This is a genomic window from Mesorhizobium sanjuanii (assembly GCF_002529485.1).
Taxonomy (GTDB): domain Bacteria; phylum Pseudomonadota; class Alphaproteobacteria; order Rhizobiales; family Rhizobiaceae; genus Mesorhizobium; species Mesorhizobium sanjuanii.
Genome location: NZ_NWQG01000045.1, coordinates 1 through 26,401 on the forward strand (window position 1 = coordinate 1; position 26,401 = coordinate 26,401).

Here is a 26,401-nt window from a genome sequence, read left to right on the forward strand (position 1 = left end):
GTGCCGGGTTTCGAAAGATGGGCCGACAGGCCCGCGACCTGCGCTTCCAGGCTGCGGATCAGCGCCGGGTCGATGCCGGCGACTTGCGCCGCGGACGAATCCAGCCGGTGAGAGATATCTTCCAGCCGGCTTTCCAGGCCACGGATCGCTGCCTCGCCGGCGGGATCGGGAGCGCGCGTTTCCATGCGCTTGGCGAGCGCGGTGAAGCGGGCATCGATGGCGTCCATGATGCCGGCACTGTCGACCTGCGACGTGCGCTGGTCCAGCCGGTCGGCGACTTCGTCCAGCCGGCGCTCAAGATCGCGAAACAGCATGTTTCCCTGTTCGATGGCGTCGCCCTGGCGCCGCTCCATCATGCCCGACAGCACATCGAAGCGCTGTTCGAGGCCCTGGAAAATATATTCGGCGTCCGGCATGGCCGGCGCCCGGTCGATCTTGTCGGCAATGAGCGCGATCTGATTGCCGAGACGCTCCATCGCCTGTTCCGGCAGATTGGCGCGGCCGGCGAGATCGTCGACCCGGCTCGACAGCATGTTGAGCTGGTCGATCACCTGATTGCCAGGCCGGTCCTGCGCGACTTCCTCGATCTGCTGGGCAAGCGAGGCGATGCGCTTCTCGATGCGTTCGAAGGGTTCCGGATCGAATGAATTGGCTTGCGCTGCAACGGTCGAGGCGACGATGGCGCGGGAAATCTCGTCCAGCCGCTCGTCGATCATGCCGAATGTGCCGGTGCTGCGATTGTCCTGCTGGCTGGCGAAATGGTCGACGGCGCCGGCAAGCGTGCGGACCTTGTCTTCGAGCGAACGCAGCGACAGCGATTCCGGCAGATTGTTGACGGCATTGCTGATCTGTTCGAGCCGGTCGGTCAGCATCGCAAGGCCGGGCGCATCCGATCGCTTCTGCTGATCGGCATCGACACGATCTTCGAAAGCGCTCCAGCGGCGGTCGAATTCGTCCCAGCGGCGGCCGACCGCCTGAACGCTCTCCTCGCGCGCCAGCGTATCGAGCGCGGCCTTGACCTGCTCCAGTTCAAGACGAAGCATGTTGACGCTTCTGTCGTCGCTCTTTTCGGCCAGCGTCTGGATGGCGCCGGAAAGCCGCTCGAACTCGACGCCGAGTTCGGCGCTGCCCTTGCCGCCTCCCGACCGGCCGCCCGGCTGAGCGCTTGCCTGGAAGGCCCGCTCGATATCCTTGCGCAGCGCCTCGAACTCACGTTGCAAGCCGACGGTCATCTGGTGGCGGAGTTCTTCGCGCAGGCCGCGCAATTCTCCGGCGATCTTGCCGACCACGGCGACGCCGTCCTCCTGGCCGCGCACGCGGTCGATATCTCGGGCGATCGCCTGGTAATTCTGGTCGAAGGCCGGGGCCTTCGGCCGCTGCTGCGCGGGGGGCGGCTCCTCATGCCAGCGCTGCTGGCCATAGGGCTCGGCGCTGGCATAGCGCGGCTCCGCGGCCGGTCGGCGCGGATCGGGACGCACATTTGCGTCCTCGCGCGTGCGCTCCAGCCGCTGCTCCAGCGTTTCCAGGGAACGGTTGAGCTCCTCAAGCGTGGTATGCGGCCGGCGCTGCCTGCCGGCGTTGAGTGTATCGAGATAGGACCGCTTGCTGTTCATCAATGCGCCCGTTTCAGAATTGCTGGCTTATGGCCAGTTTCCCAAAGTCCTGCCGGGAACGAGGCGACCGAGCGGTTTTGCTGCGGTGGAAGGCGAACTTCCCGGGATCTCGCCCGCGCTTCGAAAAAACCGTGAAAAATTCGCTACAGGATAAACACGGGGTACCGACATGCGCACATTTCGCCCAACGTGGTAAACAACGCGTTAACCAAACTTAAGAAGTTGCAACGTTGTTGGGATTGCCGCCGCGCCAGGTGTCCGTGCGCCAGGGGATGCGGCATAACGTTCCGCCCACACAATGCCCTTGCGTCGTGAGGCGGCTATCGGTATAGAATTGACGTAAACGTAAAAGGTGCACAGACCGCGTCTTTTGCGATTTGTTTGTTGAAACCACGACTGGAAGCACGCCCCCGCTTCCACTCAGGCGACGCAAGGTCCCGGACCGCGATGCCACCAGACGGGGAAAGCCAGTGACCATGAAACTTGTTTCGCCCGGCGAAGCCGCGGCCAATACCAATAATATGTCTGTCGAAGCCGGCGAGGACCTTGCCCGCATCGGCGAGATGGCCAAGAATTACGGAGTGACGCTGCGCACGTTGCGTTTCTACGAGGACAAGGGCCTTCTCAATCCGCAGCGCGACGGCTCGACCCGCCTGTACACGCGCCGCGACAAGGCGAGGCTGAAACTGATCCTGCTCGGTCGCAAGGTCGGTTTCTCGCTGCGCGACGTCAAGCAGATGATGGATCTCTACGATCCGACCGGCTCCAACACCAAGCAGTTGCGGCTGGCGCTCGACAAGTCGGAGAAGCAGCTTGCCCGCCTGCAGAAGCAGCGGGCGCTGATCGAGGACGCCATCGGCGAGTTGAGCAATTCGATGGCGGCGGTGCGCCAGATGCTGATCGAGCGTTCGGCGCCGCAAGCCAGCGTCGCCAGCTAAATCCGTCCGCCGCTTCGGCGAACGGCCTTCCAACCAACGAATAAGAGCCGCGTGGCTTTCCGCGCGGCTTTTCGCGTTGCTTCGAGGGCATCTCACACGAAGACATTCCACGTTCCGTGCTGGCTTACGAGGTGTCACGCCGCTACGCTACGTGGGAAGTGTCGGGAAATTTTGTCGCATCAAAAAATTGACGTTTACGCAAACGTCAATTTTTGCTATCCCGACCTCGACATTGGTCCGCCTGCCGTGCAGGGCTTGATTCCGGGACCAAGTCCGCATGGTGGAGGGAAAAGCATGCCGATATACAGGGCTCCGGTCCAGGACACGCTGTTCGTACTGAATGAGGTGTTGGGCTACCAGCGCTATTCCAATCTTCCGGGCTTCTCCGATGCGACGCCGGACGTGGTCGAGGCGATCCTCGCCGAAGGCGCCAAGCTCGCCGAAAATGTCATGCAGCCGCTGAACCGCGTCGGCGACATGGAAGGCTGCGTGCGCCATGACGATGGCTCGGTGACGACGCCGAAAGGCTTCAAGGAGGCCTTCGACCAATATCGCGAGGGCGGCTGGATGGGGCTGGCCGCGCCTGTGGAGTTCGGCGGGCAGGGCCTGCCCTACGCGGTTCATACCGCGGTCGCCGAATATATGGTGTCGGCCAACATGTCGCTGATGATGTATCCCGGCCTGACGCAGGGCGCGATCGCGGCCATCATCACCCATGGCACCGACGCGCAGAAGGCGACCTGGCTGCCGAAGCTGGTCGAGGGCGCCTGGACCGGCACCATGAACCTGACCGAGCCGCATTGCGGCACCGATCTCGGCCTGCTGCGCACCAAGGCCGTTCCCAACGGCGACGGCACTTACAAGATATCGGGCCAGAAGATCTTCATCTCGGCCGGCGAGCACGACATGTCGGACAATATCGTCCATCTGGTGCTGGCCCGCATCGAGGGCGCGCCGGAAGGTGTGAAGGGTATTTCGCTGTTCATCGTGCCCAAGCTCAAGCTCGATGCATCAGGCAATCCCGGCGAGAGGAACACTGTCTCCTGCGGCTCGATCGAGGAGAAGATGGGCATCCATGGCAACTCGACCTGCGTCATGAACTATGACGAGGCCGAGGGCACGTTGCTCGGCGAGGCCAATGGCGGCCTGAAGGCGATGTTCACCATGATGAACGAGGCCCGCCTCGGCGTCGGCCTGCAGGGGCTTTCGCTGTCGGAGGTCGCCTACCAGAATGCCGTCTCCTACGCCAAGGACCGCCTTCAGGGCCGCTCGTTGTCCGGGGCCAAGGCGCCGGACAAGAAGGCCGACCCGATCATCGTCCATCCCGACATCCGCCGCGGCCTGATGACCATGAAGGCCTTCAACGAAGCCGGTCGCGCGCTGGCGCTGTGGACGGCGATCAAGTCCGATATCGCTCACCGCTCCGCCGACGACAAGGACCGCCAGGCCGCCGACGACTACACCGGGCTGATGACGCCGGTGGTCAAGGGCGTGCTCACCGACAAGGGCTTCGACCACGCTGTCATGGCGCAGCAGGTGTTCGGCGGCCATGGCTATATCGAAGAGCACGGCATGAGCCAGTTCGTGCGCGATGCCCGCATCGCCATGATCTATGAAGGCGCCAACGGCATCCAGGCGCTCGATCTCGTCGGCCGCAAGCTTGGCCTGAACGGCGGCCGCGCCGTGCAGGCTTTCTTCAAGGAGGTCGGCGAGTTCTGCGAGGAGAACCGCTCCGACGAGAAGATGGCGCCCTTCACCAAGGCGCTGAAAAAGGGCCTCAACGATCTGCAGGCCGCGACCATGTGGCTGGTGCAGAACGGCATGGCCAAACCCGACAACGCGGGTGCCGCCTCGACCGACTACATGCATCTCTTCGGCCTTGTGGCGCTGGGCTATATGTGGGCGCAGATGGCCAAAGCCGCCGGCGCGAAGCTGGCGAACGGCGCCAACGGTGCTTCGTCCTTCTACGACAACAAGCTGGTGACGGCGCGCTTCTTCATGGAGCGGATCATGCCGGAGACTTCGGCGCACCTCGCCCGCATCTCCAGTGGCGCGGACACGCTAATGGCGCTGCCGGCGGAAGCGTTCTAGGTTTGGCGGGCCGGCACAGCCGGCCCACAATTGTCGGAACGCGGAGGAAATCGTGGCGACAAATCCAGCCGAAGTTCTTGGCCTGCCGAAGCCCGCCTGGGCGGCGGACGAGGTCGGTATGCTCTATGACATGGCGTCCCGCTTCATGTCGGAAGAGATCGCGCCGCGCTACGACGAGTTCGAGAAGAACGAGATGGTCGACCGCGAGAGCTGGTTGAAGGCGGGTGCCGCCGGCCTGCTCTGCGCCTCGATGCCGGAGCAATATGGCGGCTCCGGCGGCAGTTTCGCGCATGAGAGCGCCATCATCGAGGCGATCGGCCATGTCGGCGTCGACGGCTTCGGCATCGGCCTGCACAACTCGATCGTCGCCCCCTACATCCTCCACTACGGCTCGGAAGAGCAGAAGAAGAAGTGGCTGCCGAAACTCGCCACTGGTGAGTTGATCGGCGCCATCGCCATGACCGAGCCTGGCGCCGGCTCCGATCTGCAGGGCGTCAAGACGCGCGCCGAGAAGGACGGCAACCAGTACAAGCTCAACGGCTCCAAGACCTTCATCACCAACGGCCAGCTTGCCAATTTCATCATTGTCGTCACCAAGACCGATCCGGACAAAGGCGCCAAGGGGACCTCGCTGATCGTCGTCGAGACCGACGAGGTGGACGGCTTCGAGCGCGGCCGCAACCTCGACAAGATCGGCTTGAAAGCCAACGACACGTCGGAACTCTTCTTCAACGACGTGCGCGTGCCGACCTCCAATTTGCTCGGCCATGAGGAAGGCCAGGGCTTCATCCAGCTGATGCAGCAATTGCCGCAGGAACGGCTGCAGATCGGCACCGGGGCCATCGCCATGATCGAGCGCGCATTGGCGCTGACCATCGAATACGTCAAGGAGCGCAAGGCCTTCGGCAAGGCGATCATCGATTTCCAGAACACCCAGTTCAAGCTCGCCGAATTGAAGACCGAGGCGACCATCGGCCGCGTCTTTTACAATGATTGCGTCGCCCGCCACATCAATGGCGGCCTCGACCCGGTCACGGCCTCAATGGCCAAATACTGGCTCAGCGACCTGCAGGGAAAAGTGGTCGACGAATGCCTTCAATTGCACGGCGGCTATGGCTACATGAATGAATATCCGATCGCCCGCATGTTTCGCGACGCCCGCGTCCAGCGCATCTACGGCGGCACCAACGAGATCATGAAATTGCTGATCGGGCGCTCGCTCTGAGCAGCTTTCAGCAAACCCAAGGAGCAGAAAAATGGCCGAAGCTTATGTCTATGACGCCGTGCGCACGCCGCGCGGCAGAGGCAAGAAGGATGGCTCGCTGCATGAAGTGCCGGCGGTAAGGCTCGGCGCCAAGGTGCTCGAGGCGATCCGCGACCGCAACGAGCTCGACACCGGCGCCGTCGACGACATCATCTTCGGCTGCGTCGACCCGGTCGGCGAGGCGGGTTCCGTCATTCCGCGCGCGGCCGCCTTTGAAGCCGGTTACGCGACCTCGGCGCCCGGCATGCAGATCTCACGCTTCTGTGCATCGGGCCTCGACGCCATCAATTTCGGCGCCGCCAAGATCGCGCAAGGCGCCGACGAGATCGTCATTGCCGGCGGCGTCGAATCGATGTCGCGCGTCGGCATGGGCGCGTCGGGTGGCGCCTGGTTCATGGACCCTTCGGTCGGTCTGCCCGGCTGGTTCGTGCCACAAGGCATCTCGGCCGATCTGATCGCCACCAAATACGGTTTTTCGCGCGACGACGTCGACGCCTATGCCGTCGAGAGCCAGAAGCGCGCCGCCAAGGCCTGGGGCGAGGGCCGCTTCAAGAATTCGGTGATCTCGATCAAGGACCAGAACGGCCTGACCATCCTCGATCATGACGAGCACATGCGGCCCTCGACCGATATGCAGTCGCTGGCGGCACTCAATCCGTCCTTCGTCATGCCTGGCGAAATGGGTGGCTTCGACGCCGTCGCGGTGCAGAAGCACCCCGAGGTCGAAGAGGTCAACCACGTCCATCACGCCGGCAATTCGTCGGGCATCGTCGATGGCGCAGCCGCCGTTCTGCTGGGCTCGAAGAAGGCTGGCAAGACGCTCGGCCTGAAGCCGCGCGCGCGCATCCGCGCATTCGCCAATATCGGCTCTGAACCGGTGCTGATGCTCACCGGCCCGGTCGACGTCACCGAGAAGCTGCTGAAGCGCGCCAGGATGAAACTGTCTGATATCGACCTGTTCGAACTCAACGAGGCCTTCGCCTCGGTGGTGCTGCGCTACATGCAGGCGTTCGAGATTCCGCACGACAGGATCAACGTCAATGGCGGCGCCATCGCCATGGGCCATCCGCTCGGTGCCACAGGCGCGATGATCTTCGGCACGGTGCTCGACGAGTTGGAGCGGCGCGACCTGAACACCGCGCTGGTGACGCTCTGCATCGGCGCCGGCATGGGCACCGCCACGATCATCGAACGCGTCTGACCGGGAGAAAGACGATGAGCTACACCAATTTCACCCTCGACATCGACGCTGACGGCATTGCGCTGATCACCTGGGACATGCCCGGTCGCTCGATGAATGTCTTCACCGAAGAAGCGATGCTCGAACTCAATGCCATTGTCGACAAGGTGGCGGGCGACGCCGCCGTCAAGGGCGCGGTGATCACCTCCGGCAAGGACACCTTCTCGGGCGGCGCCGACATCACCTTGCTGCAGAAGATGCTGACCACCTTTGCCGCCGACAAGGCCAAGGACGCCGGGCAGGCGACCAAGGCGCTGTTCGACAACGCCGGCAAGATGACCGGACTGTTCCGCAAGCTGGAGACGTGCGGAAAGCCATTTGTGTCGGCGATCAACGGCACCTGCATGGGCGGCGCGTTCGAGTTGTCGCTCGCTTGCCACGGCCGTGTCGCGGCCGATTCCGACAAGGTCAGGATGGCGCTTCCCGAAGTGAAGATCGGCATCTTCCCCGGCGCCGGCGGCACTCAGCGGGTGCCGCGGCTGACCGACCAGCAGCAGGCGTTACAGATGCTGACCTCCGGCCAGACGCTGTCGCCGCAGAAGGCCAAGGCGATGGGCCTGATCCATGAGATCGCCGAGCCCAGGAATCTGGTCGAGACCGCCAAGGCGATGATCAGGAACGGCCTGAAGGCCGTCCAGCCGTGGGACGAGAAGGGCTTCAAGCTTCCCGGCGGCCCGATCTACTCGGTGGCCGGCGCCAATCTGTGGCCGCCGGCCATCGCCATCCTGCGCCGCGAGACCTATGGCAACTATCCTGCCGCCGCCGCGATCCTGAAATGCGTCTATGAGGGCCTGCTGGTGCCGTTCGACACTGGCTTGCGCATCGAGCAACGCTATTTCACCGAGATCATGCAGACCAGGGAAGCCGCGGCGATGATCCGCTCGCTGTTCGTTTCGCTGCAGGAACTCAACAAGGGCGCGCGCCGCCCGGCCGGCGTGCCGGAAACGAAGTTCAAGAAGATCGGCATTCTCGGCGCCGGCTTCATGGGCGCCGGCATCGCCTATGTCACGGCCAAGGCCGGCATCCCGGTGGTACTGCTCGACCGCGACATGGAGTCCGCCGCCAAGGGCAAGGCGCATTCCGACAGCCTGGTCTCGGATCAGGTGAAGAAGGGCCGCGCCAAGCCGGAGGACAAGGACAAGCTCTTGTCGCTGATCACGCCGACGGCCGACTACGCCGATCTTGCCGGCTGCGACCTTGTCGTCGAGGCGGTGTTCGAGGATTCGGCCGTCAAGAAGGCCGCCACCGAACAGGCGGAAGCCGTGCTGAAACCGTCGGCGATCTTCGCGTCCAACACCTCCACCATCCCGATCACGGCGCTGGCCAAGAATTCGGCGCGGGCGAAGAATTTCATCGGCATCCATTTCTTCTCGCCTGTCGACAAGATGATGCTGGTCGAGATCATCCTCGGCAAGAAGACCGGCGACAAGGCGCTGGCCACCGCGATCGACTTTGTCCGCGCCATCAAGAAGACGCCGATCGTCGTCAACGACACGCGCGGCTTCTACGTCAACCGCTGCGTGCTGCGCTACATGTCGGAAGCCTACAAGATGCTGATCGAGGGCGTTCCGGCGCCGATGATCGAGAATGCGGCGAAGGCCGCCGGCATGCCGGTCGGTCCCTTGGCGCTGACCGACGAAACGGCGATCGACCTTGCCCAGAAGATCATGAAGCAGACCATCAGGGATCTCGGCGACAAGGCTGTCGATCCCAAGCAGATGGCGCTGATCAACACGCTGGTCGACACGCATGGCCGCTTCGGCCGCAAGAACGGCAAGGGCTTTTACGACTATCCGCAAAAGCCGGCCAAGAAGAAGCTGTGGCCGGGCCTCAGGGATCTCTACCCGCAGCTTGCGCCGGAAAAGGTCGACTATGAGGAGCTGAAGCGGCGGCTGCTCGTCACCATCGCGCTGGAAGCAGCGCGGGTGATGGAAGAGGGTATCGTCACCGATCCGCGTGAGGCCGATGTCGGCTCGATCCTTGCCTTCGGCTTCGCGCCTTTCACCGGCGGTGTTCTGTCCTATATCGACGGCATCGGCGCCAGGAAGTTCGTCAAGATCGCCAAGGGCTTGCAGAAGAAATACGGCGCCGAGTTCAAGGCGCCGAAGCTGCTGCTCGACATGGCCGACAAGGACGAGACCTTCTACCAGCGCTTCGACCCCTACGCGAAGGGCGAGGTGAAGAAGGCGGCCTGACGCCGCCTGGCTTGGGGCGACGCCAAGAGCGGGTTGACGGCCAGCGCCGCCAACCCGGGAGAAAGCGATGAACCTCGCCATCCGCACCCTGAAGTCGGCCCTTGTCGGTCTGCTCGTGCTCGCTGTCATCATCTTCGTGCCGGCGGGAACGCTGGCCTATTGGCAGGGCTGGACCTTTCTTATTGTCTTCACGCTTTCGACCAACATTATCGGCATCTACCTCGCCCTCAGGAACCCGGCACTGCCGGAACGGCGCATCAAGGCCGGCCCCGGCGCGGAGACCCGGCCGGCGCAGAAAATCATCATCACCCTCGCCTTCGCTGGCGCGATCGCCCTGGTGATCGTCTCCGTGCTCGATTATCGCTTCGGCTGGTCGCATGTTCCGGCCTGGATCTCGGTGTTGGGAAACCTTCTCGTGGCGCTCTGTCCGGACTGTCGGTGGACAAACCGACAATCGAAGATTAGAACGGCGAAGGTATTTTTTCCTGTTGCAGAGCACCGGACCGAAAGTGTGCAGCGGTTTCGGATAGATACGGTGTTCAAACCAAGAGGCAGGGCAAAAAGTGCTCTCGCATGATCGGGTATGGGCCGCCATCGACGCTCTGGCCGAGCGTTATTCGCTCTCGGCCTCGGGACTGGCGAAGCGCGCGGGCCTTGATTCGACCGCCTTCAACAAGTCGAAGCGGCTGTCCTCGGATGGGCGCCCGCGTTGGCCCTCGACCGAATCGCTGGCCAAGATCATCGAGGCGACCGGCGCTTCGCTCGACGAATTCATCGGTCTGGTCGAAGGCCGGGGCAAGCCCGGCCCCGGATTCCTGCCGGCGCAGAAGTCTTCGGTGCCGCTGCTCGGCTTCGCCCAGGCTGGCGCCGGCGGCTTCTTCGACGACGCCGGCTTTCCGGCGGGGCAGGGCTGGGACCTGATCGAGATTCCGGCGCGAGCGACGGAAACCTCCTATGCGCTGCAGGTCCAAGGCGATTCCATGCTGCCGCTCTACCGCAACGGCGACGTGCTGATCGTCGAGCCTGGCGCCGCCACCCGCCGGGGAGACCGCGTCGTCGTCAAGACCAATGCCGGCGAGGTCATGGCCAAGGTGCTCGACCGCCAGACGGCGAAGTCGATCGTGCTGGTCTCGCTCAATCCCGACCATCCGGACCGCGACATCCCCATGCGGGACGTCGATTGGGTGGCGCGGATCGTCTGGGCAAGCCAGTAGGGGGCCGCCGATGCGTCCGCTTCACGCTGCCGTCGCGATGTTGGTTCTCCTGGCGATGGGGACGGCGATCGTCGCTGGCGGCCGCGCCGTTCGTCGTGACGAGGACGCCAGCGCCGGCAACCACGTGCAGGCCGGCCTCGAAGCCCGATCCGACATGCCTGCCGCCACCGCAATTCCGAAGCAGCAGGCGGCAAAGCCGGAAGCGCATTCCAGGGCCATCGATCCCGAGATCATCGCGCATCCGCAGCTTCAAGCCGAGGAACTCCAGCGGGTCGAGCCACGCGCGCCTTTGAGCGAACTGGCGCTGGCCGGCCCGCCCAAGCCGCCCAAGACGAAAATGCCCGACGACTGGAACGGGACGAAACTGTTCCAGCCGGTCGCGACGGCCGCCGGCGTGATCGAGGCCAAGGGCTATTCGGTCGCGGTTTCCGGCATCGACATCGTCAGGCAGGACGAGACCTGCACCGATGGCGGCAAGTCCTGGGCCTGCGGTATCCGGGCGCGTACCGCGTTCCGCGCCTTTCTGCGTGGCCGGGCGGTGGTCTGCACGGTGCCGCCCGAGGGTGGTCGCGACCTGATCGCCGCCGAATGCCGCGTCGGCAAGCAGGATATCGGCCAATGGCTGATCGAGAACGGCTGGGCGCGCGCCGCCGAGGGCAGCCCTTACGTCGAAGCCGGCGAGAAGGCGCGTGAGGCCAGGAAAGGCATTTTCGGACCGGCGCCAATACTCTCTGGCCTGCTGCCGGTGCCGGCTGTGGTGGCAGCACCGGCAGCCACGCAGCCGATACTCGATCCGTCGGCGACGACGGCTACGCCGTCCACCGAAACGACCGCTACGCCGCCAGTTGACCAGCCAGAGCCTTCCGAATGAGCGCGCGCGTCTCCTCGATGCCATAGAGCGCGACAAAGGAACCGAAGCGCGGACCGCGCTCCTGTCCGATCAGCACCTGGTAGATCATCTGGAAGAACGCGACGGAGACGCCAGGCCCGCCTTCGGGGCTCTGCTTCGAATGGTCCTGATAGCGCTCGATCCTGCGCGCGACGTTGAGCGCGGCGTTCTGGATCGTTTCGCCGGTAGCTCCGGCGGGAAGCGCGGCAAGCGCTTGCGACAGCTCCGCCAGGGCCTCGCTCTCGACGATGTCGGCCGCCCGAAAGGTTTTCGTCGGTTTCACGAAATCGTCGAAATAGCGGATTGCATAGCCAATCAGCCTGTCGAGCTCGGGATGCGTCTCAGGCGTTACGCCAGGTACATGGCGCGAGATGAAGCCCCACAGCACATCCTTGTTCTGGGCGTTGGAGGCACTGACGAGATTGAGCAGCAGCGAGAACGGCACCGGCAGGTCGATGGCAGGCGGGTTGCCGTCATGCATGTGCCAGACCGGATTGCCGAGTCGCTCTTTCCAATCCTGCCTGGGATAGGCGGCGAGGAAGGTGTAATATTCGTCCACCGCCCTTGGGATGACGTCGAAGTAGAGCTTCTTGGCCTGGCGTGGCCGCTGGTACATATAAAGGCCGAGGCTCTCGGTTGGCGCATAGGTCAGCCACTCATCGATGGTCAGTCCGTTGCCCTTCGACTTCGAGATCTTCTGACCATTCTCGTCGAGAAACAGCTCATAGACGAAATGCTCCGGCGCCCGCCCGCCCAGAATGTTGCAGATCCGGTCGTAAATCACTGCGTTGGTCTGGTGGTCCTTGCCGAACATTTCGAAATCGACGCCAAGCGCTGCCCAGCGCATGCCGAAATCCGGCTTCCACTGCAGCTTCACCTTGCCGCCCTTGATCGAAAGCGTGGTTTCGGTGCCGTCGTCGTCGAAGGTGATGGTGCCGGCCTTGGCGTCGACATGCTTCATCGGGACATAGAGCACCCGGCCGCTCTTCGGTGAAATCGGCAGGAACGGGCTGTAGGTGGCCTGCCGCTCCGGCCCAAGCGTCGGCAGCATCACCGCCATGATCTGGTCATAGCGTTCGGCGGCGCGCAGCAGGACTGCGTCGAAACGGCCAGCCTTATAATATTCGGTTGCGCTGGCGAACTCGTAGTCGAAGCCGAACGTGTCCAGGAAGCGGCAAAGCATTGCATTGTTGTGGTCGGCGAAGCTCGCATAGTCGCCGCCAAACGGATTGGGGACCGACGACAGCGGCTTGTGCAGATGCGGTTCGAGCGCGGCGCGATCCGGCACGTTGTCGGGAATCTTGCGCATGCCGTCCATATCGTCGGAAAAGCAGAGCAGCTTGGTCTTGACCGTGTCCCTGGTCAGGACGCGGAAGGCGTGGCGCACCATCGAGGTGCGCGCGACCTCGCCGAACGTGCCGATATGCGGCAGGCCCGACGGACCATAGCCGGTTTCGAACAGTATGGTCTCGGGAAAGTCGGTGCCCTTGTAGCGCTCTACGATCTTTTTGGCTTCCTCGAACGGCCATGCCTTGCTTTCGGCCGCTGCCGCAAGCACCTCGGGGTTGAGATCGATGATGTTTGATCCCGCCATGTCACTGTTCCAGGTCGTTCATCCGGCAAAGCCGCAAGATTTTTCAACCGGTCTCTAGGCGTGCCTGTCTTGGGCGTCAACGCGTGGAGCGCTTTTTCCTTGCGGCACAGATGCCGCGTTCCTAAGTTCGGAAGCCGTTCAAGGAGTAAGAAAATGCCGTTGCCGACGCCGCATGAAGCCCTGATCTACCTGATGGTCATCACCTCGGCGTCTGATCGCGACATGACCGATGTGGAACTGGCGCGGATCGGCGACGTCGTCCGCTCATGGCCGGTGTTCGAGGACTTCAACCATGAGCAGCTGGTCGAGGTCGCCCAGGCCTGCCAGAAGATGCTGCACGAAAAGGACGGTCTGGAAGGGGTTTTGGCCAATGTCGCCGAGGTTCTGCCCGAACGATTGCACGACACGGCCTATGCCGCCGCCTTCGAAGTGGCGGCCGTCGACCTCGAAATGCGGCTGGAGGAGGTGCGGGTGCTGCAGCTCATCCGCCGCGAGCTCGATCTCGATACGCTGACTGTCGCCGCCATCGGCCGTGCGGCCAAGGCCCGGCTTCGGACGCTGACCTAAAGCAGGATCGTCAGAAATACTGACCGGGCCGGATGAGAAGAAACTGACCGGGCCGGATCAGAAAAAGCTGACCGGGAAATAGCGCAGATAGAATTCGGTGAAGATGCCCTTCACCGAAATCTCCTGCAACGCGTAGTCGAATGCGGCGGCCAGCGCCGGATCGTCGGCCCTGGTGGCGATGGCCATGCCCGAGCCCACATATTCCGGGGCCAGATAGGGGCCTCCGGCAAAGCGGCAGCAGCCCGCGGCATCGGAGCCGCCCAGCCAGAAGGCGAAGCGCATGCCGTCGCCGAAGGCCGCGTCGATCTTGCCGGCCTTGAGCTCGGCATAGAGGTCTTCCGGCCGCCCGAACGGGATGACCTCAACGGCGTTGAAATAGTCGCGCAGCATCCGCTCATGCGCGGAGCCGGCGACCACGCCGACGCGCTTGCCGCGCAATTTGTCGAAGATCGGTTCCGTCAGCGCCTTTGTTTTCGGCATGATGAAGCGCGCCGGAAACTGCAAATAGGAGCGCGAGAAGGCATATTTCGACCGAGACTCCGGCGTGGCGGCGATGCCGGCAATGATCGCTTCGCCTTCGCCCTTCCGCAGCGCGCCTTCCAGCTCGGCCCAGGGCAGCGCCTGGATCTGACATTTGTCGGCGATGCCGAGTTCGGCGCAGATGGCCCGCGTCAGATCGACGTGGAAGCCGGACAGCCGGCCTGCACCGTCGAGGAAGTTGAAAGGTGGGAAATCGGTGGTGGTCAGGAAACGCAACCGGGGCAATTTTGACAGGTCCGGCTTCGGCAGCCGCTCCTTGGCGTCCCACAAGACCGGCACTTGTGGCTCCGCGGCGCGTGCCGTCAGCGACTGCGCTCCCAACGAAGCCAGCATCATGACAATGGCTATCCACCGAATTGCCATCCTGCACTCCTCCCCATCCTGTTCCAATTTGTACCAAAGGAGCAAAGGCGCAAGTTTTTGATTTCATCAAGCTGATTTAGGGATATGATTGATAAGCTTGCAAATGATTGCATCGCCTCGGCTGGGGTGGCCGTGGGTAATGCAGGCAACAAATTTGCACCCGGGATCGATGGCAAGGTGAAGCGCCGGACTGTCGGTCTCAATGCGGAAGGCAACATGGGGTAGATGTTGCGATGGGCCATTTCGATCGCACACTGGAATTCATCGATGATCTGCAGCACGCCAACACGGCGGCGGCGGTCTGCGAAAAGCTGCTTGGCATAACCTCGGAATTCGGCCTGACCGCGCTGATGGCCGGGACGGTTCCGCAGCCAGGCACGCCAAAAGGCCAGCAAAAGGAGCATGTGCTGCTTTGCGAGTGGCCGGTTGAATGGCTAGAGCGCTATGTGTCGCGCAACTATGTCGACCATGACCCCGTCGTCAGCCATATGAAGCAGCTTCAGGCGCCGTTCCAGTGGCGGGAAGCCGCGCAAGGCATTCGCATCGACAAGAGCAGCGGCGAAGTGATGGGCGACGCCGGCGAATTCAAGCTGCGCGACGGACTGGCCTTCCCGCTGATCACATTGGACGGCCAGATCGTCATGGTATCGCTGGGTGGCGAGGCCGTCGAACTGTCGGGGGCCGAGTTCGGGCTGGTGTCGCTGGTGTCGACCTATGCCGTCGGCCGCGCCATGCAACTCCACACGATGGCCAACAAGACCATCGATCACATCGAACTGACGCCGCGCGAGCGCGAATGCATGCAATGGGCGGCTGTTGGCAAGTCCGAGTGGGAGATTTCGCAAATCCTCGGCATCTCGGAACACACCTCGGAGAAACACCTTCTTAACGCCAAGAGCAAACTCGGTGCCGTCAACCGGGTGCAGGCGGTCGCGGAAGCGATAAGGCGCGGCTATATTAGTTAGGTCGGCCGCGCCGGCCTAGAAATTCTTGCCTACGCGATCGCGTAATTTTCTCGGGAAAGCCCGGCCGTATCTTCCTCTTAAAACCAGGAGACGGCGAATGCTTTTTTCCCTAAACACCCAGGAATTGATGGAACGACCCGACCTTTGGGAGGCGGTTCATCGCTTACGCTACAAGATCTTTGTCGAGGAGATGGGTTGGACCGATCTGAAGCGCCCCGACGGCCTTGAGATCGACCAGTTCGACCACGACGAAGCGGTACATCAGCTTGTCATCCGCAATGGTGAACTGGCCGGTTATCAGAGGATGTTGCCGACGACGCGGGCGCATCTTCTGACCGACGTGCTGGCAGACCTCTATGAAGGGACACCTCCCTCGGGGCCGAATGTCTGGGAACTGACCCGCTATGCGGTGGCGCCGGGCTTTCGTGACGGCAAGCGCGGCGTGTCGACGGTCGGCACCGAGCTGATTGCCGGTTTCGTCGAGTGGGGGCTGAAGCGCAACGTCAACCAGGTGATCATCGAATTCGAGCCGATGTGGGTCCTGCGTGCGTTGCAACTGCACTTCCTCGCCACGCCGCTCGGCTACCAGCGCACTTACGGCAACCAGCAGGTCGTCGCCACGCTGCTCACCTTCAACGACCATACGCTGGACGTGGTGCGGTCGCGCCGCAACCATCACGCGCCGGTGCTGGCCAGAGGATATCCCGACATGCTCGGGATGAGGCGGGCATCGTGATGGAGGCGGTCATGAACGTCCACGCGCAAACGGAATTCCGCAACCATACGCTGATTGTCACGGTGTCGTCGGATGACGGCCGGCCGGTGCTGGACAGGCGAGCCTATGAAAGCCTGGCGAGGACCTTCCACGAAGCCGCCGTCGACGATGAGGTACGGGTCGTGGTGCTGCGTGGCCTGGCCGGCTGCTTCTGCCTCGGCGGCGACTTTTCCGAATTCCTCGATGCCACCAAGCATCAGCGGTTGATCGCCGCCGTCACCGACATGTTCCGCACTTTGGCGACGTTTCCGAAGCCGGTCCTTGCCTGTGTCGATGGCGACGCTGTCGGTGTCGGCTGCACCATCCTGTTCCATTGCGACATGGTGATCGCATCCGATGAAAGCACGTTCCGGGTGCCGTTCGTCGATTTCGGCCTCGTGCCGGACGCGGCGACCAGCATTCTGGCGCCGCAGAAGCTGGGCTACGCCGGCGCCTTCCGCTTCTTCTGCCTGGGCGACACGCTCCGTGCCGAGGATGCCAAGGCGCTCGGTCTGGTCACGGAGATCGTGGCGGGCGGCAGTGTCGAGGAAGCGGCACTTGGCAGGGCCAGGCAACTCGCCAAGAAGCCGGTCGCCGCACTGTTGCAGACGCGCGACCTGCTGCGGGGCGACACCGGTGTGCTTTGCGACCGCATCGATCAGGAGATCTCGCTTTTCCAGCAGGCTTTGCAGGACGACACCACGCTGAAGCGGCTGCAGCGGATTGCCAGGCTGGCGGCCTGAGCGGTCACGCCGAAGAGAGAGCGATGGATCGAGCGCCGCGCGGCCAAGAGGCCGCGCGGCGTTCCAGAAGCGTCAGTCCTGTTTTCCGAGAAATGATGGCCCTTCGCCGATGATCTTCTTGTCTTCCTTGCCGATGGCATCGAGGTCGCGACCCTCATAAGGCAGTGACAGCAGGATGCGCCGGATGACGGCCAGCCGCGCGCGCCGCTTGTCGTTGGCCCGCACGATGATCCAGGGTGCGAACTCCTTGTGCGTGCGCTCCAACATCTGATCGCGCGCCTTGGTGTAGTCGTCCCATTTCGTGATGCCGGCGACATCGATCGGCGAAAATTTCCAGTTCTTCAAAGGACTCCAGCGGCGGTCGTGAAACCGCTCGAGCTGCGTTTCCCGGCCGATGTTCAGCCAGAACTTGAAGAAATGGATGCCCTCGTTGCAGATCATCCGCTCGAAATGCGGAACCTCGTTCAGAAATTTCGCGTGCTGTTCGGGCGTGCAGAAGCCCATGACCGGCTCGACGCCGGCGCGATTGTACCAGGAGCGGTCGAAGGTGACGAATTCGCCCAACGTCGGGAAGTGCGCGACATAGCGCTGGAAATACCACTGTCCGCGTTCGGTCTCGGTCGGCTTGGTCAGCGCCACGTTGCGCGCGGTGCGCGGGTTCATGTACTGGTGCAGCACGAAGATCGTGCCGCCCTTGCCGGCAGCATCGCGTCCCTCGAACAGCGCCATTACCCGCTTGCCGGTCGACTGCAACCAGGCCTGCGCTTTAACCAGTTCGATCTGCAGCCGCTCGAGCGGCTCGTCATAGTCCTCGCTCTTCATTTTCTTGTCGTAGGGATAGCCGCCGGCGGTCAGCTTGTTGTCCTCTACCCAGTCGGGAAGCTCGCGATTCTCGATGTCGAACTCCCGCTCCTTGCCGTCGATCCTGATCTTCAGCGGACCTGACGCGGGTGCTGCGGGACTTTCCTGGGGTTTTTTCATCGAGACGAACCTTTCCAGCTTCCGGACTCATGCTATTGGGGGCTTCGATACCGGTCCAGCGGGAAGTTTTCCAGCCGGCCGACCGACAGGATGCCGGGCACAAGGTGCGCGCGAATGGCTGACAATGGCTGAGATGGGCGCGGAGCAGCAAGGCGCGGCGCAGACAGTCGCTATCCGGCTGTGGAACAGCCGCTGGCTGCTTGCCGCCGGCATCGTCGCGGTTCTGGCGGTTTATTGGTTCGCGGGCATGTCCTTCTATGTCGTGCTGCTGGCCTGTACCGTACTGTTTGCCGCCGCGACGCTGCAGACCGACGTTGCGCGCCAGTCCGCCGAGAGCGGCGCGGCGATCGAGGGCAGCGGGCTGCAGCGGCTGTCGGGCGAATATCTGGCGGCGGCCGTCGCCGATCCGCTGATCATCTTCGATCGCACGGCCATGATCGTCCATGCCAACGCTGCCGCCTTCGCCGCCTTTGGCGGCATCGCGCCGGGCCTGTCGCTGTCGCTCAAATTCCGCGCGCCGGAAATGCAGGCCCTGCTGGACAGCATCTTGTCGGGAAATGTCGCTTCGGATGTCGTCGACTATACCGAAAAGCTGCCGGTCGAACGGGCCTACCGGGTGAGCGCCTCTTCGGTCGGCCACGGCACCGATCTCTATGTGCTGGTGTTCAAGGACCAGAGCGAGGCGCGCCGGATCGACCGGATGCGCGCCGATTTCATCGCCAATGCCAGCCATGAATTGCGCACCCCGCTGGCCTCGATATCGGGCTTCATCGAGACGCTGCGCGGGCCGGCCCGCAACGATCCGGCGGCGCGCGAGCAGTTCCTGCAGATCATGCAGAACCAGACCGGCCGCATGGCGCGCCTGATCGATGATCTCTTGTCGCTGTCGCGGCTGGAGATGAAGCCCTATCTGAAACCGGGAACCGAGGTCGATCTTCGCCAGACCCTCGACAGCGTCATCGATTCGCTTGGGCCGCTTGCCAGGGAAAACGGCGTCGCCATCGAGCGGGATTTCGCGGAAGGGCCGCTTGATGTGCCGGGGGACCGCGACGAACTCTTCCAGGTCTTCGAAAACCTGCTTGAAAACGCCTGCAAATACGGACAGTCGGGCGGGCGCGTCGTGGTGTCGATCGCCCATGGCGATGCCGGTCCCGAACCGGGTATCGACGTCACCATCAGGGATTTTGGTCCCGGCATAGCCGAGGAGCATATCCCGCGCATCACCGAGCGCTTCTACCGCGTCGACGTCGAGAACAGCCGGACCCAGAAAGGCACGGGCCTCGGCCTGTCCATCGTCAAGCATATACTGACGCGTCACAACGCCAGACTTTCGATCAAGTCCGAGGTCGGCAAGGGCGCAGCCTTCTCGGTCCATTTGCCGAGGCACTGACGTCGCACTATGTGCTAACGCGTCGGCCCGAAAATCTTAATGGGTTTTCGGAAAAGCACGATGCGTAGATATAGGAGCGTACTTTGTGCGTCTAATCGGACGCAGGTCGCTCTAACTGTTTCTTTTTTCTGTCATCCCGCTAGCGTATCAGTGGAGGATTCGAGAAGACGACTCGGTGAGAAGACCATGGAAAGGCATCCATCCATGCAGTCCGTGCACATCGTCAGCGCCTATGACGAGGAGCTGCAATACCTGTCGAAGCGCATCGCCGCGATGGGCGGGCACGCCGAGCGCATGGTCGAACAGGCGATCGCGGCTTTGGTCAACGCAGATCCCGGCCTCGCCCAGAAGGTCATCCGTGACGACCTGGTTCTGGACGAGGGACAGCGCGAGATCGACGACAAGGCGATCGTCATCATCGCCAAGCGTCAGCCGATGGCGACGGATTTGCGCGAGATCGTCGGGGCGATCCGCATCTCGGCCGATCTCGAACGGGTCGGCGACCTCGGCAAGAATGTCGCGAAGCGGGTGGTTGCCGTCATCGAAGGACGCCAGCCGACCAGCCTGTTTCGTGGCCTGGAGGCACTGGCCGACCTTGCCTTGACGCAACTCAAGGAAGTGCTCGACGTCTACGCGTCACGCTCGGTGGAGAAGATCGGCTTCGTGCGCGACCGCGACGATCAGATCGACGCCATGTACACCTCGCTGTTTCGCGAATTGCTGACCTATATGATGGAGGATCCGCGCAACATCACGCCTTGCACGCATCTCCTGTTCTGCGCCAAGAACATCGAACGGATCGGCGATCACGCCACCAACATCGCCGAGACGATCTATTACATCGTCACCGGCGACCAGATGCCGGCCGACCGGCCAAAAGGCGACAAGACGGACAAGGTTGTCCTTCCCGCTACGCAGCCGGTGAAGTGAACGCACCACCTCTCGAACCTATTCCTGATTTAGTGCGAACTTGCTCGAACGTTCCTGAAGAGGCGAGTTTCATGCGCCGAACATTCTGGCGCATATCCATTCACCATCTCACCGGCTCCGCCGCCGCTCCGACGCGGGCTGGAACGCTACCTTTGCATGGTATTTGCAATAAGGCCCGGTTTCGGCGGCATCGTTGCCGCAGAAATGGAAGTCTTCTGAAAGCGGATCGCCATTCGGCCATTTGCAGGTCCGTTCGTTCAATTCGACGAGCTGCAGATGCCGAGAAATCGGTACGACGACGTTCTCGACCGGGCGGATGTAATGACGCGCCACCGGTTGGGCGTCGAATTGCGCCTGCAACGCGGTCGCGCCGATCGACGTGGTCATATGCCGCGCCGCGCTTGCCGCCCGTGATACCGATTTCTGTACACTTGATCCTTGCACGCTCTTCTTCTGGCGTGCCGGCGTGGCCGTCGATCGGCCGCGGCCCGACAATTTTAGCCGGTGCACCTTGCCGATGACCGCATTGCGGCTGACGCCCCCGAGCTGTGCGGCGATCTGGCTTGCGCTCAGTCCTTCCGACCACAATTTCCTGAGAAGTTCGACCCGCTCGTCAGTCCAGTTCATGAGACCGCGCTCCTGCTGAGGCGTGCGGCGATCGGAATCCTTCCCCGACCCGGCTCTCGCCGGGCAAACAACACCACATATACCGGGTGATTAGGTCCGCCGCACGAAATCTAGTTATTTCTCGACTACAAATACCTATGCGTTGACTCAGTGACAAGAGTCCCGAGGGCAACACGAATCGGTTTTTTCGGTTTTCCCCAACTTGCCCGGTCGCTTATGAGCCGGCGTCTCGCTGAGGGGCTTGCCGCGCGTGCTTGCGCGACGTTTTCGTTGACTTCATGGCCGAAAAACACGATAAGCCGCAAAGGCCGCCGCTTTGGCGGCTTTTTTGATTTTCCGGTTCCGGAGACGCATATAATGAGCGGTTCGGCGCTTTTCGAGACCTTTACCCGCGCACCCCTGGCTTTCGACCATGGGGAAGGCACTTGGCTGGTTACCGACAAGGGCGAGCGATATCTCGATTTCGCCGGCGGCATCGCCGTGAACTCGCTGGGCCACGGCCATCCGCATCTGGTCGCCGCGCTCACCGACCAGGCTGCCAAACTCTGGCACGTCTCCAATCTTTACGAGATTCCGGGACAGAGCCGCCTGGGTGAGCGGCTGGCCGAAGCCACATTTGCCGACAAGGTGTTCTTTACCAATTCCGGCGCCGAGGCGCTGGAATGCGCGATCAAGACGGCGCGGCGCTACCATTTCGTCAAGGGCCATCCCGAGCGCTTTCGCATCATCACCTTCGAAGGCGCCTTCCATGGCCGCACTCTGGCGACGATAGCGGCAGGCGGCCAATACAAGTATCTCGAAGGGTTCGGACCCAAGGTCGAAGGCTTCGATCAGGTCGGTTTCGATGACATCGACGCCGCCGAAAAGGCGATCACGCCGGAGACCGCGGCGATCCTGATCGAGCCTGTACAGGGCGAAGGCGGCATCCGCCCGGTGCCGACGCAGTCACTGAAGCGGCTCCGGCAGCTCTGCGACCAGCATGGCCTGCTCTTGATTTACGATGAGGTCCAGTGCGGCATCGGCCGCACCGGAAAACTGTTCGCGCATGAATGGTCCGGCGTCACGCCTGATATCATGGCAATCGCCAAGGGCATCGGCGGTGGCTTTCCGATGGGCGCCTGCCTTGCCACCGACGAGGCAGCGGTCGGCATGACCGCTGGCGTGCATGGCACCACCTTTGGCGGCAATCCGCTGGCGATGGCGGTCGGCAACGCCGTGCTTGACGTGGTGCTGGAAGACGGCTTCCTGGAGGATGTCCAGCGCAAGGCGCTGTTGCTGAAGCAAGGCCTGGCGGGTGTCGCCGATGAGTTTCCCGACGTCATTGAAGGCATTCGGGGCACTGGCCTGATGCTCGGCCTCAAATGCGTCATGCCCAACACCAAGGTGAACATGGCGCTGCGCGACCAGCATCTGCTGGCGGTTCCGGCGGGCGACAACGTTATCCGCCTGCTGCCGCCGCTCACCGTCACCGATGCCGAGATCCATGAGGCGCTCGACCGCATCCGCGCCGGTGCCCAGGGCCTGGCTGACGCCATCGCCGCGGCTGCCGCGAAATAATCCCGGAACCAGTCCTGATGTCACTTCGCCATTTCACCGATCTCTCCGCCGTTTCCGCGGGCGACCTGCGCTTCATGCTGGACGACGCGGTGGTGCGAAAGGCGCGCCTCAAGGCCGGCGAGCGGACGAAGCCGCTCGAAGGCAAGGTGCTGGCGATGATCTTCGACAAGCCGTCGACGCGCACGCGCGTCTCCTTCGACGTCGGCATGCGCCAGCTCGGTGGCGAAACCATCATGCTGACCGGCACCGAGATGCAGCTCGGCCGCTCCGAAACCATCGCTGACACCGCCAAGGTGCTGTCGCGCTATGTCGATGCGATCATGATCCGCACCACCTCGCATGAGCGGCTGCTGGAGCTGACCGAGAATGCCACCATACCCGTCATCAACGGGCTGACCGACGACACCCATCCCTGCCAGCTGATGGCCGACATCATGACCTTCGAGGAACATCGCGGTCCGGTGGCCGGCAAGACCATCGCCTGGACCGGCGACGGCAACAATGTGCTGCATTCCTTGCTGGAAGCTTCGGCGCGGTTCTCCTTCAACTTGAATGTCGCGGTGCCCGAAGGCAGTGAGCCGGGCGAGAAGCATGTCGACTGGTCGAAGCGGCATGGCGGCAAGCTGAACTTCACCCGCTCGCCCGAGGAGGCGGTCCACGAGGCCGACTGCGTCGTCACAGACTGCTGGGTGTCGATGGGCCAGGAACACCGCGCCCGTGGCCACAATGTTTTCCTGCCCTATCAGGTCAATGCGGCGCTGATGGCCAAGGCCAAGCCCGACGCGCTCTTCATGCACTGCCTGCCGGCACATCGCGGCGAGGAGGTCACCGATGAGGTCATCGACGGGCCGCATTCGGTGGTGTTCGACGAGGCCGAGAACCGGCTTCATGCCCAGAAGGCGGTGCTGGCCTGGTGTCTGGGCGCTTGATCCGGGCCACCTTGATCCGGCCCAACTTGATCGGGCCCAACTTGATCGGGCCCACCTTGATCGGGCAATGCGTGGTGCCTATCTCAGGCCCATCACGCAAAATGAGCGCGTTTGGACGCATGCGCCCCGGAGGGCGGCATGGCCGCGCCCCGGAGCTTTGTCATGTTGGAAACCCGTCAATTGGCTGAACATCAACCCAGACTCGGCGAATTCGGCTACGCCGGCGACGATCATGTCGTCCCCTTCGAGGTCGGGCCGCTCGATGTGCGTGGCCGCACCGTCCAGCTCGGGCCGATGCTCGACGCAATCCTTTCGCGTCACGACTATCCCGAGCCGGTCGCCCGCCTGCTGGCGGAAGCCTGCGTGCTGACGGTGCTGCTTGGCACCTCGCTCAAGTTCGAAGGCAAGTTCATCCTGCAGACCCGCACTGACGGGCCGGTCGACATGCTGGTGGCGGATTTTTCCACGCCGTCCGCATTGCGGGCATATGCGCGTTTCGATGCCGACCGGTTGGAGGTGCTGACGGCCGCCGGCGAGACGTCGCAGCAGACGCTGCTCGGCAGCGGCGTGCTGGCGTTGACCATCGACCAGGGCGCCCACACGCAACGCTACCAGGGCATTGTCCAGCTCGACGGCGAGACACTGGAGGAGGCCGCGCGCACCTATTTCCGCCAGTCGGAGCAGATCCCGACCGATCTCCGGCTTTCGGTGGCCAAGCTCCTGACGCCCGGCATCGGCGGCGCTCGCGAGCAATGGCGCGCCGGTGGCATTCTGGCGCAGTTCCTGCCGCAGTCGCCAGAACGCATGCGCGTGCCCGATCTGCCTGGCGGCGACGGCGATCCGCGCGAGGAGATCCACGATCCGGACGACAATTCCTGGCAGGAACTGCTGGCGCTGCTCGGCACCATCGAGCCGACTGAACTGATCGATCCGACGATCGGCGCCGAGCGGCTGCTTTACCGGCTGTTCCACGAGCATGGCGTGCGCGTCTTCGGCGGCGTGCCGGTCGCCGACCAGTGCTCATGCTCCAGGGACAAGATTCGCGGCATTCTCGAAGGTTTTTCCGCCGACGAGATCAGGGACAGCACCGAGGATGGCGGCATCCATGTCGCCTGCGAATTCTGCTCGAAGCAATATGACTTCGACCCGGCGGAGTTTGGCGCGACTCAGTAAAGCCCGTCGCGTGCCTGGGCCGCGATAATGTGGCGGTGAATGAATGTCAGTTCACCGTGCGTCGCGTGTCCGGGCCGCGATAATGTGGCGGTCAATGAGTGTCAGTTCACCGTGCGTCGCGTGTCTGGCAGGTCGAGCGAGAAGGCGGGGATGGCGATGTTGAACATTTCGCCCCGCGCGTTGCGCATCGTGTAGTGGCCGACCATGATGCCGGACGGCGTCGGCAGCGGGCAGCCAGACGTATATTGATAGCTGTCGCCGGGGTTGAGCTCAGGCTGGTCGCCGACGACGCCTGCGCCGCGCACTTCCTCGACGCGGCCGGCGCCGTCCGTGATGTGCCAATAGCGCGACAGAAGCTGCACGAACTCGTCCGACTGATTGTCGATGGTCACATGGTAACCCCAGACATAGCGGTTCTCCGACGGATCCGAGCGATCTTCCAGGTAGAACGGCCTGACCAGCACTTCGATGTTGCGCGTAACGGCGCGGTACATGAGCTACTCCAAACAGTCCCAGCAGAAGTTTCGACGCGCTCCTTATAAGGTTAACGGCGCGCGGTACCTGTCCCTTCCGGTTTTATGCGCACGTGCCGCCAAACAATGTCATTTAAGTGACACATGACAATGATGGTGTGCACGGGCTTGTACCGGGCGACTCGAGCCGGTTTTTCCGGAGTGACCAGATCCGATGGTACTGACAGTCATAGTCGCCCTGCTCTCGACAGCTCTGCTCCTTTCAAATCTCGCCAGCATCGTGCTTGCCTCAATGGGGCTGAAACGGCGAGGGACGATCGCGCCGCCCTCCGGCAAGGCGCCGCCGGTGTCGATCGTCATCCCCTCGCGAGGCGTCGAGCCATTTACCGAAGAGACGCTCGCGCGTGCCTTCTCGCTCGACTGGCCGCGTTACGAGCTCATATTCTGTGTCGCTAATGCCGACGATCCGGTGGTCAAACTGATAAACAGGGCGGTTGCCCGGTTTCCCAAGGTGCCGGCGCGGCTACTGGTCGGCGACGATCGCATCAGCGGCAATCCGAAACTCAACAACTGCGTCAAGGGCTGGGAAGCCGCCCGTCACCACTGGGTCATCCTTGCCGATTCCAACGTCCTGATGCCGAAGGATTATGTCCAGGATCTGATGGCGGCATGGGGGCCAGGCACAGGCCTCGTCTGCTCGACGCCGATCGGCTCGCGGCCGGATGGGTTCTGGGCCGAAGTCGAATGCGCCTTCCTCAACCCGCTGCAGGCGCGCTGGCAATATGCCGGCGAGGCACTCGGCCTCGGCTTTGCCCAGGGCAAGAGCATGCTGTGGAACAAGCCGATGCTCGATGCCAATGGCGGCATTCGCGCGCTTGCCGCCGAGATCGCCGAGGACGCTGCCGCGACCAAGCTGCTCAATGGACTCGGCTTGCGCGTCAATCTCGTCGCCTCGCCATTCGAGCAGCCGCTCGGCCAGCGCACATTTGGCGAAATCTGGTCACGCCAGGCCCGCTGGGCGCGCTTGCGCCGCGTCACCTTCCCGCTGTTCTTCGCGCCCGAAATATTGACCGGCGTGGCGGCGCCGCTGGTGCTTGCATTGGTGGCGGCGGCAGGCTTCGGCATCAGCCTGCCGGTCACGGCCATCGGCGTCTTGGCGCTCGCCTATCTTCCGGAATGCATCTTGGCCGCGGCCAAGGGCTGGCACCTGTCGCTACGCACGATCCCGGCGATGATGGCGCGTGACATGATGCTGCCGGCGATCTGGGCGCGTGGTTGGCTCAGCGGCGCCGTAGACTGGCGCGGCAACACGATGACCATCCACACCAAAGCCGTCGCCGACCTGGAAGAGACTCCGTCGGGCGCCTGACC

Annotated in this window: 24 protein-coding genes and 1 pseudogene; 19 read left to right on the forward strand and 6 right to left on the reverse strand. The window is 63.0% G+C overall.

Annotated features, from left to right (window positions below):
* Positions 1 to 1,613: pseudogene (locus tag CN311_RS08350) on the reverse strand (peptidoglycan-binding protein); the annotation flags it as partial.
* Between CN311_RS08350 and CN311_RS32920 the strand changes: the two are divergent.
* The 9 genes from CN311_RS32920 (at position 1,603) to CN311_RS08390 (ending at position 11,426) form a co-directional block, all read left to right on the forward strand.
* On the forward strand, positions 1,603 to 1,767 hold the full coding sequence (locus tag CN311_RS32920) for a hypothetical protein (RefSeq protein WP_208866459.1): 165 nt from the start codon (positions 1,603 to 1,605) through the stop codon (positions 1,765 to 1,767). The pseudogene CN311_RS08350 and the gene CN311_RS32920 overlap by 11 nt on opposite strands.
* A gap of 322 nt (positions 1,768 to 2,089) precedes the next feature.
* Complete coding sequence (locus CN311_RS08355; protein ID WP_097572854.1) at positions 2,090 to 2,551, forward strand: MerR family transcriptional regulator; 462 nt, start codon at positions 2,090 to 2,092, stop codon at positions 2,549 to 2,551.
* A gap of 294 nt (positions 2,552 to 2,845) precedes the next feature.
* The gene (locus CN311_RS08360; protein ID WP_097572919.1) at positions 2,846 to 4,642 is read left to right on the forward strand and encodes an acyl-CoA dehydrogenase; all 1,797 of its coding nucleotides are present in this window, start codon (positions 2,846 to 2,848) and stop codon (positions 4,640 to 4,642) included.
* A 52-nt stretch (positions 4,643 to 4,694) separates the two neighbouring features.
* Positions 4,695 to 5,867, forward strand: a complete 1,173-nt coding sequence (locus CN311_RS08365) for an acyl-CoA dehydrogenase family protein (RefSeq protein WP_097572855.1) — start codon at positions 4,695 to 4,697, stop codon at positions 5,865 to 5,867.
* A gap of 31 nt (positions 5,868 to 5,898) precedes the next feature.
* Positions 5,899 to 7,107, forward strand: a complete 1,209-nt coding sequence (locus tag CN311_RS08370; RefSeq protein ID WP_097572856.1) for an acetyl-CoA C-acetyltransferase — start codon at positions 5,899 to 5,901, stop codon at positions 7,105 to 7,107.
* A gap of 14 nt (positions 7,108 to 7,121) precedes the next feature.
* A complete protein-coding gene (locus tag CN311_RS08375; protein ID WP_097572857.1) occupies positions 7,122 to 9,341 on the forward strand; it encodes a 3-hydroxyacyl-CoA dehydrogenase NAD-binding domain-containing protein in 2,220 nt (739 codons plus the stop codon).
* Between the two features lie 67 nt (positions 9,342 to 9,408).
* On the forward strand, positions 9,409 to 9,918 hold the full coding sequence (locus tag CN311_RS08380) for a hypothetical protein (RefSeq protein WP_208866460.1): 510 nt from the start codon (positions 9,409 to 9,411) through the stop codon (positions 9,916 to 9,918).
* Positions 9,905 to 10,555, forward strand: coding sequence for a S24 family peptidase (locus CN311_RS08385; protein WP_097572858.1), 651 nt, complete (start codon positions 9,905 to 9,907; stop codon positions 10,553 to 10,555). Before CN311_RS08380 ends, CN311_RS08385 begins: the two co-directional genes overlap by 14 nt.
* Positions 10,556 to 10,565: 10 nt before the next feature.
* Complete coding sequence (locus CN311_RS08390; protein WP_097572859.1) at positions 10,566 to 11,426, forward strand: thermonuclease family protein; 861 nt, start codon at positions 10,566 to 10,568, stop codon at positions 11,424 to 11,426.
* Here the strand turns inward: CN311_RS08390 and CN311_RS08395 are convergent.
* On the reverse strand, positions 11,389 to 13,038 hold the full coding sequence (locus CN311_RS08395; RefSeq protein ID WP_097572860.1) for a lysine--tRNA ligase: 1,650 nt from the start codon (positions 13,036 to 13,038) through the stop codon (positions 11,389 to 11,391). The genes CN311_RS08390 and CN311_RS08395 overlap by 38 nt on opposite strands.
* Positions 13,039 to 13,191: 153 nt before the next feature.
* On the opposite strand from CN311_RS08395, the gene CN311_RS08400 reads away from it, so the two are divergent.
* Positions 13,192 to 13,605 carry a tellurite resistance TerB family protein gene (locus tag CN311_RS08400; protein ID WP_165779635.1) on the forward strand — a complete coding sequence of 138 codons (414 nt, stop codon included), beginning with the start codon at positions 13,192 to 13,194 and terminating at the stop codon, positions 13,603 to 13,605.
* A 57-nt stretch (positions 13,606 to 13,662) separates the two neighbouring features.
* Here CN311_RS08400 and CN311_RS08405 read toward each other — a convergent pair whose 3' ends face one another.
* On the reverse strand, positions 13,663 to 14,508 hold the full coding sequence (locus CN311_RS08405) for an ABC transporter substrate-binding protein (RefSeq protein WP_097572861.1): 846 nt from the start codon (positions 14,506 to 14,508) through the stop codon (positions 13,663 to 13,665).
* A 233-nt stretch (positions 14,509 to 14,741) separates the two neighbouring features.
* Between CN311_RS08405 and CN311_RS08410 the strand changes: the two genes are divergently transcribed.
* The 3 genes from CN311_RS08410 (at position 14,742) to CN311_RS08420 (ending at position 16,970) form a co-directional block, all read left to right on the forward strand.
* Positions 14,742 to 15,473, forward strand: coding sequence for a helix-turn-helix transcriptional regulator (locus CN311_RS08410; RefSeq protein WP_097572862.1), 732 nt, complete (start codon positions 14,742 to 14,744; stop codon positions 15,471 to 15,473).
* Positions 15,474 to 15,570: 97 nt separating this feature from the next.
* A complete protein-coding gene (locus CN311_RS08415) occupies positions 15,571 to 16,209 on the forward strand; it encodes an acyl-homoserine-lactone synthase (protein WP_097572863.1) in 639 nt (212 codons plus the stop codon).
* A gap of 11 nt (positions 16,210 to 16,220) precedes the next feature.
* Entirely contained in the window at positions 16,221 to 16,970 is a 750-nt protein-coding gene (locus CN311_RS08420) for an enoyl-CoA hydratase-related protein (RefSeq protein ID WP_097572921.1), read from the forward strand.
* A 72-nt stretch (positions 16,971 to 17,042) separates the two neighbouring features.
* Here CN311_RS08420 and ppk2 read toward each other — a convergent pair whose 3' ends face one another.
* The gene (gene ppk2, locus CN311_RS08425; RefSeq protein WP_097572864.1) at positions 17,043 to 17,951 is read right to left on the reverse strand and encodes a polyphosphate kinase 2; all 909 of its coding nucleotides are present in this window, start codon (positions 17,949 to 17,951) and stop codon (positions 17,043 to 17,045) included.
* 124 nt (positions 17,952 to 18,075) lie between these two features.
* Here ppk2 and CN311_RS08430 point away from each other — a divergent pair, with 124 nt between their 5' ends.
* Together CN311_RS08430 and phoU are read left to right on the forward strand one after the other, a co-directional pair.
* Positions 18,076 to 19,341, forward strand: coding sequence for an ATP-binding protein (locus CN311_RS08430; RefSeq protein WP_097572865.1), 1,266 nt, complete (start codon positions 18,076 to 18,078; stop codon positions 19,339 to 19,341).
* 204 nt (positions 19,342 to 19,545) lie between these two features.
* Positions 19,546 to 20,271: a phosphate signaling complex protein PhoU gene (gene phoU, locus CN311_RS08435; RefSeq protein ID WP_097572922.1), complete on the forward strand. Its 726-nt coding sequence runs from the start codon at positions 19,546 to 19,548 to the stop codon at positions 20,269 to 20,271.
* A 108-nt stretch (positions 20,272 to 20,379) separates the two neighbouring features.
* Here phoU and CN311_RS08440 read toward each other — a convergent pair whose 3' ends face one another.
* A complete protein-coding gene (locus tag CN311_RS08440; protein ID WP_097572866.1) occupies positions 20,380 to 20,898 on the reverse strand; it encodes a GcrA family cell cycle regulator in 519 nt (172 codons plus the stop codon).
* 357 nt (positions 20,899 to 21,255) lie between these two features.
* Here CN311_RS08440 and CN311_RS08445 point away from each other — a divergent pair, with 357 nt between their 5' ends.
* From CN311_RS08445 to CN311_RS08455, 3 genes are all read left to right on the forward strand, one after another.
* Positions 21,256 to 22,455: an aspartate aminotransferase family protein gene (locus tag CN311_RS08445; protein WP_097572923.1), complete on the forward strand. Its 1,200-nt coding sequence runs from the start codon at positions 21,256 to 21,258 to the stop codon at positions 22,453 to 22,455.
* A gap of 17 nt (positions 22,456 to 22,472) precedes the next feature.
* The gene (argF, locus tag CN311_RS08450) at positions 22,473 to 23,384 is read left to right on the forward strand and encodes an ornithine carbamoyltransferase (protein ID WP_097572867.1); all 912 of its coding nucleotides are present in this window, start codon (positions 22,473 to 22,475) and stop codon (positions 23,382 to 23,384) included.
* 138 nt (positions 23,385 to 23,522) lie between these two features.
* The gene (locus tag CN311_RS08455) at positions 23,523 to 24,557 is read left to right on the forward strand and encodes an Hsp33 family molecular chaperone (protein WP_097572868.1); all 1,035 of its coding nucleotides are present in this window, start codon (positions 23,523 to 23,525) and stop codon (positions 24,555 to 24,557) included.
* A gap of 101 nt (positions 24,558 to 24,658) precedes the next feature.
* Here the strand turns inward: CN311_RS08455 and apaG are convergent, their stop codons facing one another.
* Entirely contained in the window at positions 24,659 to 25,051 is a 393-nt protein-coding gene (gene apaG, locus CN311_RS08460; RefSeq protein WP_097572869.1) for a Co2+/Mg2+ efflux protein ApaG, read from the reverse strand.
* A gap of 193 nt (positions 25,052 to 25,244) precedes the next feature.
* Between apaG and CN311_RS08465 the strand changes: the two genes are divergently transcribed.
* On the forward strand, positions 25,245 to 26,399 hold the full coding sequence (locus tag CN311_RS08465; protein ID WP_097572870.1) for a ceramide glucosyltransferase: 1,155 nt from the start codon (positions 25,245 to 25,247) through the stop codon (positions 26,397 to 26,399).
* The last annotated feature ends 2 nt before the right edge of the window (positions 26,400 to 26,401 follow it).